12 protein-coding genes are annotated in these 12170 nt (G+C 46.5%); 10 read left to right on the top strand and 2 right to left on the bottom strand.

The annotated features are described in order from the left end of the window. Nucleotides 1-19: 19 nt before the first annotated feature. Together SPIGRAPES_RS08200 and SPIGRAPES_RS08195 are read right to left on the bottom strand one after the other, a co-directional pair. Nucleotides 20-682, bottom strand: a complete 663-nt coding sequence (locus SPIGRAPES_RS08200) for a DDE-type integrase/transposase/recombinase (RefSeq protein WP_281047918.1) — start codon at nt 680-682, stop codon at nt 20-22. Then, nucleotides 682-1170, bottom strand: coding sequence for a hypothetical protein (locus SPIGRAPES_RS08195; protein ID WP_014270300.1), 489 nt, complete (start codon nt 1168-1170; stop codon nt 682-684). Before SPIGRAPES_RS08195 ends, SPIGRAPES_RS08200 begins: the two co-directional genes overlap by 1 nt. Nucleotides 1171-1396: 226 nt before the next feature. On the opposite strand from SPIGRAPES_RS08195, the gene SPIGRAPES_RS08190 reads away from it, so the two are divergent. The 10 genes from SPIGRAPES_RS08190 to tnpC (SPIGRAPES_RS08145) all read left to right on the top strand — a co-directional run bounded on the left by SPIGRAPES_RS08190 (nt 1397) and on the right by tnpC (SPIGRAPES_RS08145) (nt 11998). Beyond that, nucleotides 1397-1972, top strand: a complete 576-nt coding sequence (locus SPIGRAPES_RS08190) for an acyltransferase (RefSeq protein ID WP_014270299.1) — start codon at nt 1397-1399, stop codon at nt 1970-1972. A 50-nt stretch (nt 1973-2022) separates the two neighbouring features. After that, entirely contained in the window at nt 2023-3333 is a 1311-nt protein-coding gene (locus SPIGRAPES_RS08185; RefSeq protein ID WP_014270298.1) for a lipopolysaccharide biosynthesis protein, read from the top strand. Between the two features lie 385 nt (nt 3334-3718). Then, the gene (locus SPIGRAPES_RS08180; protein WP_014270297.1) at nt 3719-4954 is read left to right on the top strand and encodes a nucleotide sugar dehydrogenase; all 1236 of its coding nucleotides are present in this window, start codon (nt 3719-3721) and stop codon (nt 4952-4954) included. 1 nt (nt 4955) lies between these two features. Beyond that, entirely contained in the window at nt 4956-6047 is a 1092-nt protein-coding gene (wecB, locus tag SPIGRAPES_RS08175; protein WP_041384529.1) for a non-hydrolyzing UDP-N-acetylglucosamine 2-epimerase, read from the top strand. Nucleotides 6048-6561: 514 nt separating this feature from the next. After that, nucleotides 6562-6936 carry an IS66 family insertion sequence element accessory protein TnpA gene (gene tnpA / locus SPIGRAPES_RS08170; RefSeq protein ID WP_014270295.1) on the top strand — a complete coding sequence of 125 codons (375 nt, stop codon included), beginning with the start codon at nt 6562-6564 and terminating at the stop codon, nt 6934-6936. Next, nucleotides 6926-7267: an IS66 family insertion sequence element accessory protein TnpB gene (gene tnpB / locus SPIGRAPES_RS08165; protein ID WP_014270294.1), complete on the top strand. Its 342-nt coding sequence runs from the start codon at nt 6926-6928 to the stop codon at nt 7265-7267. The genes tnpA (SPIGRAPES_RS08170) and tnpB (SPIGRAPES_RS08165) overlap by 11 nt, the downstream gene beginning before the upstream one ends. A gap of 73 nt (nt 7268-7340) precedes the next feature. Further along, nucleotides 7341-9023 (top strand): IS66 family transposase, encoded by a 1683-nt coding sequence (gene tnpC / locus SPIGRAPES_RS08160; RefSeq protein WP_014270293.1) that lies wholly within the window; start codon nt 7341-7343, stop codon nt 9021-9023. Nucleotides 9024-9536: 513 nt separating this feature from the next. Continuing rightward, nucleotides 9537-9911, top strand: coding sequence for an IS66 family insertion sequence element accessory protein TnpA (gene tnpA, locus SPIGRAPES_RS08155; protein ID WP_014270295.1), 375 nt, complete (start codon nt 9537-9539; stop codon nt 9909-9911). Further along, nucleotides 9901-10242, top strand: coding sequence for an IS66 family insertion sequence element accessory protein TnpB (gene tnpB / locus SPIGRAPES_RS08150; RefSeq protein WP_014270294.1), 342 nt, complete (start codon nt 9901-9903; stop codon nt 10240-10242). The genes tnpA (SPIGRAPES_RS08155) and tnpB (SPIGRAPES_RS08150) overlap by 11 nt, the downstream gene beginning before the upstream one ends. A 73-nt stretch (nt 10243-10315) precedes the next feature. Beyond that, on the top strand, nt 10316-11998 hold the full coding sequence (gene tnpC, locus SPIGRAPES_RS08145) for an IS66 family transposase (protein ID WP_014270293.1): 1683 nt from the start codon (nt 10316-10318) through the stop codon (nt 11996-11998). The last annotated feature ends 172 nt before the right edge of the window (nt 11999-12170 follow it).

The raw sequence follows: 12170 nt of genomic DNA, 5'->3' as shown, positions 1-12170 counted from the left end.
CGAATCTTTGTTGGTAATTCTAGGCAACGGAAAGATTACTGACAGGTCTCGGCAAAACTAATTTATCGTTGAAATCGCCGTGTATCACAGCTGGTACCACCCTCAGGTCACGGGTTACCCGTGAAAAGAGCCTCTGGGAAAGGATGTCTGACTCATGGTCCTCTATGGTCCAGCCTATGATGCTACGGTCATAGACATCGATGATCGTATAGGCATAGAGAAAGATACCACGCACCTCGGTTTTCAGCCAGGTGATATCCCAGGCCCAAATTTGGTTGGGACCGGTGACAGAAAGCCTTTCCATGACCTGGGCCTTTGCTGGTTTCCTTGACTCCTGCCGGTGACGGAGTGCATCGCGCTTGCGCAGGATCCTGTACAACGAGGATACGCTTGCAATATAAGTTCCTTCCTGGGCAAGCGTTGCAACTATCTGCTCGGGCGTATTGTCCCGGAACCGGGGGCTGGTAGCCAATGAAAAGAAGGCATCCTGCTCATTCTGGGTGAGGCTGTGGGCAACCCTCCGGCTGCTCCCTTTCCTCTTGTCGCAGAGACCTTCATGCCGCCAGTTCTGGATGGTTCTGGCGGCAATTCCAAGAAATTCGCAGGTCTTTCTCTGGGAAACTCCGAGAAGCATTGCCTCATCCACAAAGGCAAGGATCTCGGCTTTCTCTTGCTCCGATATCAGTTGTCCTCGTCCTGACCGAACAGGTTCGGATGATTTTTTTTTAATGTGAGCAACACCGCGACCTCGGCCAGGGCTTTCTCCTTCCGGGCAAGCTCCTTTTCCAGACGCTTGTTCTCTTTCCTCAGTGCCGAGTTCTCGTTGCGTATTTCTCCCTGCTTGTCATTTGCCATACCGGTCAACTCCTGTTCCCACAAGGGGAGGTGCTCGGAGTGCAGACCTTGCCGTCTCAGCCATTCCCCCAGATCTTCTTCTCCGAGGGTTTTGCTTTCAAGCAGAAGTGCAAGCTTCTCTCCGGGACTCCGCTGGGAAACCGTCGGCTCTCCCGCTGTGTCCAGGTCAAGCTTACCAGCTTTGTGCCGTAGCATCCAGCTGTGAATGGTAGTAGAACTGATACCCGTTTCCTTTGAAACCTGATAGACGCTTTTGTCTCCACGCTGCAGTACTTTCCGGACTACCGAAGCCTGGAATCCTGTTGAATATCTCATGATGTTTTGCCCTCCTAGTGGCGAAAACTATCATGACAGCTAGTGACCTTGAAGACCTCAGAAAGGAAGTCCTGGCATGGTCTGCGAGCAAAAATGCCAGACAAAAAGGTGTCTACTAGCAATTCTCTACCGAGCAGGCAAGGATAAAACTGAAAACGCTCTATCTGGTAATCGAATTGAAGAATTAGTGTTTACAAGCTATTAGTGATATTGAAATGAAAGGAGTTTGAACTGTGAAAAAGTTGGCGTCTTTACCCTTAGTTCGTGCATTATTGCGCTTTTTTTTTCTTTCTTCTATGATAAAAAGTATTTGCATGGGAAGTATTTTGATTACAAGGCAATGGGGTGGGTGTGGGCTTGGAAAAGTTTGAGTGCAAGAAGCATTGTGGAAAACTATAAAGTGCCATGGCCGGTAAACCCTAAATCAATAGTTACCGGATATCAGAATATTACTTTTGATATTGATAGTATTCATATATTTCAAACGCCTGGGTGCTATTGGCAGGCACGTGATGGTAAAATTACAATCGGGAAAAATTGCTTTGTTGCGCCGAATGTTGGGATTATAACAACTAATCATGATATTAATGATCCTTCAAAGCATATTACTGGAAAAGATATTATTATCTTAGATAACTGCTGGATCGGTATGAATGCAGTCGTCTTGCCGGGAGTTGTTTTAGGTGAGCATACGGTTGTTGCGGCAGGCGCTATTGTTACGAAAAGTTTTCCTGAAGGCCATTGTGTTGTCGCTGGTGTTCCAGCAGTGAAAATTAAAGATATCCCAAAAGTGCTTTCTTGACAAATTGAAAAAAATGAAAGTTTGAAACGGAGAAAGAAATTGATATAGAAATGAGAAAAATAAAAGCTAAACTACAGTCATCCAAATATTTCCAAGCTTTGGCAATTTTAACTAGCGGTTCATTGATTGGCGCTTTTATTATTGCGTTGCAGCAGATTTTACAGACGAGAATTTTCTCCGCAAATGACATTGGAATTTTTACTTTTCTGTTGGCCATTCCCATGATGTTTATTGGTGTGATGTCTCTGCGCTATGACATTGTTATTGTTACAGAAAAGGAAGAAAGGCAAGTATTTGCTCTTATAAAGTTATCAACAGTGTTAGTTATTTCACTTGGTGTCGTGATTACAGTTTTTTATGTTTTCTATATTGCTTTGTCAAATCCCAAGTATTTTGAATATTTGTATGTAACACCTTTTGTTTTTTTGATTCTTGTGGGGTATGGCCTGAATAACATTTGTAATTCATATAATACTCGATGCAAGGAATATAAATTGATTTCTAGTATGTATATTCTACGCACATTTATTCAGAATTGCGGCGTGTTGCTTCTAGGGCTTTTGTTGGTGAAACTGGCTGGGTTTAAAGAATTAAGCATTCTTGTGATGTTCGTGCCGTATGGTGTTAGTTTGTTTACAGGCCTCATCCTGCAGTCAAAATCGCTGATGAATCATAAGGATGAGCTGAAATCCATTACAATAATAGAGATGTTTGAAATTGCAAAAAGACATAAGCGCCAGCCGTTCCTTTCAACCCCTGCCTTGTTTGTCAATAGTTTTTCGTTTTCAATTGTTCCTATAATTTTGGAGCAACTCTTTAGTACAGAGGTGTTAGGTTACTATTCAGTATCTGATCGTGTATTGGGAATACCCATTTTACTTGTTGCTGGCAATGTTGCTAAAGTGTTTGTTGAGCGGGCATCCAGTGAATATAATGTTACTGGGAAATACATTAATGCTTATAAACAATCGGTAATGTTCTTGGTTCCCATCTCAATAGCGATGTTTTTTGGTATGTTTTTCCTTGCCCCTTCTATTTGTGAAATCCTTTTTGGAAAAGGATGGGGTATATCTGGTGAATATATAAGAATTCTTGCACCTATGTTTTCTTTCCGTCTAGTAGCTACTGCCCTTTCCCAGGGTTTGGTGGTATGTAATAAACAAAAAACAGAACTTATTTTTAATATGATGTTAGCAATTGCTTCATTTGGAAGTGGTATTGTTACTTGGGCTTTTCAGGGCGACATTATAGTATTCCTTATGCTACTTTGCATTACAAGAACGTGTTGTTACATTTTCCTTACTTTGATTGTTTTTCATTATGCAAAAGGAAACATCAGCAATGTAAAAGATAATATATGAAAAGGAGATAAAAACAAATGATTAATGTCATAGGAATTGGCTAGAATTGTCTTCCTTCCGCATTCATGAAGCGGCACTCGAAGTTTAAGTTGTCGGTACTGACTAAAAAAGGATCTTTTCGCAACATAAAATGTGGGAAAGATTACTTTTAAGGAAAATAATCTAGACGAGTTATTCTAGGATTTCTCAGACTCCATCTTTAAATTATTCACCAAATATCAGTAATCTGTATCATGCTCTTGCTTCTACTCGATAATATATTTGGCAAGAAAATGGACACTTGTTCTTGAAGATTATGAAAGCCAGTAGAAGACCCTATCAAAAATGCAAATACCCCATAATTATAAGTTGGGCAAGGAAATTGTACCTATAAGGATTAATATTAATGAAAAAATATAATATGATTAATGTAATTGGCCTTGGATATATTGGCTTACCTACAGCCCTCATGTTTGCTTCCCATGATATTGAAGTCACAGGAACAGACTACAATAAAAAACTTGTTGATGAACTGAATGCAGGTCATTTAACATTTAAGGAAAACAACCTAGATAAATTGTTTGATGAGGCAGTTGCCAAAGGAATTAAATTTACAACAGAATATATTACTACTGATACTTACATCATTGCTGTTCCTACTCCGTATGATAAGAATAGCAAAATGGTTGATGCCTCTTATGTTGTAGCTGCTATTAAGAACGTAATGGAAGTATGCCCCAAGGATGCTATTGTTGTTATTGAATCCACTATTTCTCCAGGGACCATCGATAAGTATGTCCGTCCAATTGTTGAAGCTAACGGATTCGTTATAGGGGAGGATATTCACCTTGTTCATGCACCTGAACGAATCATTCCAGGAAATATGGTGTATGAACTTGAGCACAATTCCCGTACAATTGGTGCTGATAACCCTAAAATTGCTAAAAGAATAAAGGATTTGTATACATCTTTTTGTAAGAACGAGATTATCACAACTACTATTCGCACCGCTGAAATGACTAAGGTCGTTGAGAATACGTTCAGGGACATCAATATTGCATACGCTAATGAACTTGCTAAGATTTGCCGTCGGGATAGTATGGATGTCTATGAAATTATACGTATTGCAAACAAGCATCCTCGCGTTAACATCCTTTCTCCGGGCCCTGGAGTAGGAGGCCATTGCATATCTGTTGATCCTTGGTTCTTGGTAGGTGATTATCCTGACCTAGCCAACCTGATATGGCAAGCACGGAAAATTAATGACTCTATGCCTGAATTTGTACTTGATCGGATTCATGATATCATGAAAAAACATACCATTAATAGTGTGTCTCGTGTTGGTCTGTATGGTCTTACCTATAAAGAAAATGTCGACGATGTTCGAGAAAGTCCAACTTTGCAAATGTTGGAATGTATGCAACGGCATCTTGCTTCAGAAATTAAGGTGTATGACCCATGGGTTCATAAAGACCTTGTGGCAGGTCAATATCATGATTTCGATACTTTCCTTTCAGAGATAGATATTATTGTCATTATGGTCGGACATAGCGAATTACGAGAGAATATGGAAAAGATAAAGAATAAAATCATTTTGGATACACGAAATGTCTGTGAATTCGAAAGCACATATAGGTTATAGAATGAAAACAGTAATGCTCGTATTTGGAACTCGTCCTGAGGCCATTAAGATGTGCCCACTAGTCAATGAACTGAAGACCAGAAAATGTATCAAGACTGTGGTATGTGTTACTGGTCAACACCGTGAAATGTTGGATCAGGTACTGAAAGCTTTTTCTGTAGTACCTGATTATGACCTGTCCATAATGCTTCCTAAACAATCCTTATTTGATATAACAGCCAATATACTCAACAAGATCAAGGCAGTCCTGGAAGAGGTCATCCCTGATATCGTCTTGGTTCATGGTGATACCTCTACGACGTTTATAACAGCTTTAGCCTGTTATTACTTGCAGGTGCCGGTAGGACATGTTGAAGCAGGTCTACGGACTTACGATATCTATTCACCTTACCCAGAAGAATTCAACAGACAAGCAGTAAGTATTATTGCCAGATATAATTTTGCACCAACCGAACTCTCAAAAGGGAATCTCTTAAAAGAAGGTAAGGATCCAAATTCGATTTATATAACAGGTAATACTGCCATTGATGCACTGAAGACTACTGTACGTTCTGGTTATACTCATCCTGAATTGGATTGGGCTTCTGACAGCCGGTTAATTATGATAACTGCACATCGCAGAGAGAATCTTGGCGAACCGATGCACAACATGTTCAGGGCGATTCGAAGAATCATTGAAGAGCACCCTGACGTAAAAGCAATCTATCCAATTCATTTCAACCCTATAGTCAGAGAAGCAGCAAAACAGGAGCTTGGAGGATGTGAACGTATCCGGATCATCGAGCCACTTGATGTACTGGATTTTCATAACTTCCTTGCCCAATCTTACCTCATCATTACTGATAGTGGAGGGATTCAGGAAGAAGCTCCTTCCTTGGGCAAGCCTGTTCTTGTGATGCGAAATACTACAGAACGGCCAGAAGGAATCAAAGCCGGCACCTTGAAGTTAGTGGGAACAAGCGAACAGGTCATTTATGATAATTTCAAGTTGCTTCTAGAAAACGACGAAACTTATGAAGCAATGAGTAAAGCTAGTAATCCCTATGGGGATGGTTTTGCTTGTAAGAAAATAGCTGACATTATAGTAAGCTGATATGATGCCCCGGTATTATCGGTACCGGGAAGGACTTCCACATTTTCCACAAAAACCGATGGAATAGGGCATTCAGAGCGAAGAACCGAATGCTTTAGTTCGGGACAGCCTTGAAAAAATCTCATTGGCAATAGATATTACCTTCCCGTTGCATCTGCAGCGATGTCAGTATGTAGACGTTGTCAATTCCCTGCCTAGCAATGGCCGGCTCCCAAGACTCTGGAAGTAATGGTCCTTCCTTCAGAAAAGAACTGAGTACAGATAATGGTCATTCTCAACCCTACGGTTCCTTTCGGAGTTGCATTAGCATACCAAGATTTTATAATCGGTACCAGGTACAACTTCCACATTTTCCACAGAAACCGATGAAATAGGGCATCCAGAGCGTGATTTCGCCATTTCTGGTACCAGGTAGGATTTCCACAAAATCCACAGCCTTTCGTACATGTCTAACCAAACCCATGGATGACAGAGCTGGAGAGTCTTGACCATACTCATTTCTAGGAGGAATGGGATGGGAAAAATCCAATATCACCAATATACCCACGATCAACGCTTAGCGTATCTCAAAGCATATGATGAAAGTGGTCAGTCAGTTCGTGCGTTCTGCGAAAATATAGAATTGAACCAGTGGACCCTTGGCAAATGGGTTAAACAACGCAGGAATAATAGCGGAGTCTTTGAATCCGAAGAAGTGAATGAGAATGGTTTTGTTAGCCTGACCCTGATGAAACCAATACGGGGAACCTCAACGGCAGAGAATACGAGAAGCAATCCTGCTTCTATTGCCATACATCGTAGCGGCTGGAGCATCACCATTCCCAGAGGTGTGCGAAGCGATGACCTAGAACAGGTATTGAGAGCACTGGAGGCAGTTGATGGAGTTTAGCATACGCAACTGCTATCTACGACCAGGATTCACGGATCTAAGAAATGGCATGAACGGCCTGATGCGGGTTGCCATGAGCGAAATGGAACTGGACCCGCTTGGAGGGGACTTGTTCCTGTTCTGCGGAAGGGACCGCCATACTGTCAAGATGCTGTGGTGGTCAGGTGACGGTTTCTGGCTCCTGCAGAAGCGTCTGAACAACCTGACCTTTGCCTGGCCGAAGTCAGGGCTTGAGGCTTTGGAAATCAGCGAAACACAGCTGAGCATGCTCCTTCAGGGTATAGATTTCTGGCGGTCGCACCCGGTCCTGCTGGCCGAGAAGACCTGCTGAAAGCATGTCGAAAAACATTATAAATTATTGTATTGCATAGACTAAAACCTTCATTTCTGATACAGTCAAGCATATGAAGGACCAAGATTTGTTGCAGCGGATGGCGCAGAAAATCGCCTCGCTGGAAGCAGAGAACACCCAGCTGCGGGAAGCGCTGAACGAAAGCAATGAGCTCATTTCAAAGCTTACTGCACGCCTGGATATCATTGACCAGCGTGCATCGGCGCGTGCCCGCCGCCAGTTCTCCACCAACAGCGAACGGTCCGTCCCCGCTCCCGAATCCACCGAGAGCGAGGCTCCGATTCCCGAAGACAACCAGTTCGACGAGGCCGAAGACAGCGGGCCGAGTGACGATCCGCCAAAGGACCCCCGGAAGAAGCCAATCGGCAGGATGACGTTTCCCGATGACTTGCCCAGGGAGGACATTGTCGTCGATCCGCAGGAATTCGCCCGGCTAAGCGAATCCGATCGCAGCCCGCTTCGCCGCATCGGCGAGGATGTGGTCGAGGTTCTGGACTACCAGCCGGGCGTCCTGAAGGTGAAGCGCTACATCCTGGGCAAATATGTGGATCCTCACAACCCGGATCTCGGGGTCCTCCAGGCATCCCGGCCCAACGACCGCATCATCCGCGGCGGCATGGTCAGCAACGGCCTTCTTGCCGCTTCATTCTCGGACAAGTTCATCTACCATCTCCCGTATGCCCGGCAAAGCATCAGGTTCGAGAGCATCGGCTGTCCGATCGGCAGGCAGAACCTGTCACGGTGGCAGATCCAGACGACCGATCTTCTTAATCCCCTTGTGGAACTCATCGAGAGCCACCTGCTTTCCCAGCATATTCTCCATATGGATGAAACCACCCTGAAAGTGATGAGGGAGGAAGGCAGGGAAAATACACAAACATCGTACATCTGGCTGAGGGTCTACAACGGTCATGAGCCGGCAGCGAGCTACCGGTACTACCCGACCCGGGCGGCCTTGGCTGCCGAGGAGCTGACCGACGGTTTTGAGGGCATTCTCCAGTCTGACGGGTACGGGGCCTACAGGTCATTGGTAAGGCAAAGCGACGGCAGGCTTTCCAGCGCATTCTGCCTTACCCATGTCCGCAGGAAATTCTATGATATCGCCGTGGGCACTAACGGCAGGACTGCCAAGAAGAGTGCCAGCCAGGCAACCAAGGGAATCGGGAGGATTGCACAGCAGTTCGTTCAGGACATCGGTGCAATCTTCGCCCTCGAGAGCCGTCTTCGGGATCAGCTTGTCCGCAACCAGATCGATGAGGAGCAGTTCCTCCGGAAGAGAAGGGAACAGGCAGAAAGGCTGTTCGCAGTCTTCAAGACCCATCTGGACCAGCACAAGAAAACAGCCATGGCTCATACGCCCCTTGCCGGGGCCATCAACTATGCCCTGAATCTCTTCGAAGGGCTCAAGACCTATCTGGATTCACCGGAGCTCGGGCCGGATAATTCTGCCGCCGAAAGGGCTGTGAGACCTGTAGCCCTCGGACGTTCCAGTTGGCATTTCAGCGGTTCCCCGGTAGGGGCAAAGAGCTCCTGTGCCATGTATACGCTGCTGCAGACCGCCAAGATGAATCACCTGGACCCGGGGGCCTACATGAACCACATCCTTGATAAGGCAGCGGTTCTTGTCGACCTTCCTTATGACGCCCAGGCCTGGTCTGCATTGCTGCCTTGGAAATTCAAACCTGAAGACCTGTCTTGGCAGGATCGTGCCGAAGCTTTCACCTCCTTGGAATAGTTTTACTCCAGTTCTATATCCTTGGCTCGCGTTTGTCATCCATGGTATTGGTTAGACATGTACAGCCTTTCTTAGGGCTGTTTTTTTTTGAGTAAAAGAAATCAATATTAATAATAATATTAATAAAACATGGATTGAAAGAGAAAATCCTGAAGATCAGAATCATGTTGCTCCAGATCAGACTGGCTTTTGGGGTTGCTGACGGCTACAAGAGAATGCCCCGGTACGGGTACCGGGGACTCGGGTAGGATTTCCACAAAATCCACATTCCTCAATTGAAAAGTGTCTAAACGATTTTCTCATCTGTAAGGAACTGATGCAACCCAATATGCTGCACTCCCTCTAAGGTGTCATGGAAGTTTTGATCCATCGTTACCACAAACTTTGGGTAGGAGTTATTATCGGTACCGGGAAGAACTTCCACATTTTCCACAAAAACCGTACATGTCTAACCAAACCCATGGATGACAGAGCTGGAGAGTCTTGACCATACTCATTTCTAGGAGGAATGGGATGGGAAAAATCCAATATCACCAATATACCCACGATCAACGCTTAGCGTATCTCAAAGCATATGATGAAAGTGGTCAGTCAGTTCGTGCGTTCTGCGAAAATATAGAATTGAACCAGTGGACCCTTGGCAAATGGGTTAAACAACGCAGGAATAATAGCGGAGTCTTTGAATCCGAAGAAGTGAATGAGAATGGTTTTGTTAGCCTGACCCTGATGAAACCAATACGGGGAACCTCAACGGCAGAGAATACGAGAAGCAATCCTGCTTCTATTGCCATACATCGTAGCGGCTGGAGCATCACCATTCCCAGAGGTGTGCGAAGCGATGACCTAGAACAGGTATTGAGAGCACTGGAGGCAGTTGATGGAGTTTAGCATACGCAACTGCTATCTACGACCAGGATTCACGGATCTAAGAAATGGCATGAACGGCCTGATGCGGGTTGCCATGAGCGAAATGGAACTGGACCCGCTTGGAGGGGACTTGTTCCTGTTCTGCGGAAGGGACCGCCATACTGTCAAGATGCTGTGGTGGTCAGGTGACGGTTTCTGGCTCCTGCAGAAGCGTCTGAACAACCTGACCTTTGCCTGGCCGAAGTCAGGGCTTGAGGCTTTGGAAATCAGCGAAACACAGCTGAGCATGCTCCTTCAGGGTATAGATTTCTGGCGGTCGCACCCGGTCCTGCTGGCCGAGAAGACCTGCTGAAAGCATGTCGAAAAACATTATAAATTATTGTATTGCATAGACTAAAACCTTCATTTCTGATACAGTCAAGCATATGAAGGACCAAGATTTGTTGCAGCGGATGGCGCAGAAAATCGCCTCGCTGGAAGCAGAGAACACCCAGCTGCGGGAAGCGCTGAACGAAAGCAATGAGCTCATTTCAAAGCTTACTGCACGCCTGGATATCATTGACCAGCGTGCATCGGCGCGTGCCCGCCGCCAGTTCTCCACCAACAGCGAACGGTCCGTCCCCGCTCCCGAATCCACCGAGAGCGAGGCTCCGATTCCCGAAGACAACCAGTTCGACGAGGCCGAAGACAGCGGGCCGAGTGACGATCCGCCAAAGGACCCCCGGAAGAAGCCAATCGGCAGGATGACGTTTCCCGATGACTTGCCCAGGGAGGACATTGTCGTCGATCCGCAGGAATTCGCCCGGCTAAGCGAATCCGATCGCAGCCCGCTTCGCCGCATCGGCGAGGATGTGGTCGAGGTTCTGGACTACCAGCCGGGCGTCCTGAAGGTGAAGCGCTACATCCTGGGCAAATATGTGGATCCTCACAACCCGGATCTCGGGGTCCTCCAGGCATCCCGGCCCAACGACCGCATCATCCGCGGCGGCATGGTCAGCAACGGCCTTCTTGCCGCTTCATTCTCGGACAAGTTCATCTACCATCTCCCGTATGCCCGGCAAAGCATCAGGTTCGAGAGCATCGGCTGTCCGATCGGCAGGCAGAACCTGTCACGGTGGCAGATCCAGACGACCGATCTTCTTAATCCCCTTGTGGAACTCATCGAGAGCCACCTGCTTTCCCAGCATATTCTCCATATGGATGAAACCACCCTGAAAGTGATGAGGGAGGAAGGCAGGGAAAATACACAAACATCGTACATCTGGCTGAGGGTCTACAACGGTCATGAGCCGGCAGCGAGCTACCGGTACTACCCGACCCGGGCGGCCTTGGCTGCCGAGGAGCTGACCGACGGTTTTGAGGGCATTCTCCAGTCTGACGGGTACGGGGCCTACAGGTCATTGGTAAGGCAAAGCGACGGCAGGCTTTCCAGCGCATTCTGCCTTACCCATGTCCGCAGGAAATTCTATGATATCGCCGTGGGCACTAACGGCAGGACTGCCAAGAAGAGTGCCAGCCAGGCAACCAAGGGAATCGGGAGGATTGCACAGCAGTTCGTTCAGGACATCGGTGCAATCTTCGCCCTCGAGAGCCGTCTTCGGGATCAGCTTGTCCGCAACCAGATCGATGAGGAGCAGTTCCTCCGGAAGAGAAGGGAACAGGCAGAAAGGCTGTTCGCAGTCTTCAAGACCCATCTGGACCAGCACAAGAAAACAGCCATGGCTCATACGCCCCTTGCCGGGGCCATCAACTATGCCCTGAATCTCTTCGAAGGGCTCAAGACCTATCTGGATTCACCGGAGCTCGGGCCGGATAATTCTGCCGCCGAAAGGGCTGTGAGACCTGTAGCCCTCGGACGTTCCAGTTGGCATTTCAGCGGTTCCCCGGTAGGGGCAAAGAGCTCCTGTGCCATGTATACGCTGCTGCAGACCGCCAAGATGAATCACCTGGACCCGGGGGCCTACATGAACCACATCCTTGATAAGGCAGCGGTTCTTGTCGACCTTCCTTATGACGCCCAGGCCTGGTCTGCATTGCTGCCTTGGAAATTCAAACCTGAAGACCTGTCTTGGCAGGATCGTGCCGAAGCTTTCACCTCCTTGGAATAGTTTTACTCCAGTTCTATATCCTTGGCTCGCGTTTGTCATCCATGGTATTGGTTAGACATGTACCAAAAACCGCTAAAATAGGGCATCCAGAGCGTGATTTGATGATTCGAGGTACCAGGTAAGATTTCCACATTTTCCACATCTGCGGGAATCATGATGTGATATGATGCCT

This window comes from Sphaerochaeta pleomorpha str. Grapes (assembly GCF_000236685.1).
GTDB lineage: Bacteria > Spirochaetota > Spirochaetia > Sphaerochaetales > Sphaerochaetaceae > Sphaerochaeta > Sphaerochaeta pleomorpha.
This window is presented reverse-complemented; position numbering and strand designations above follow the sequence as displayed.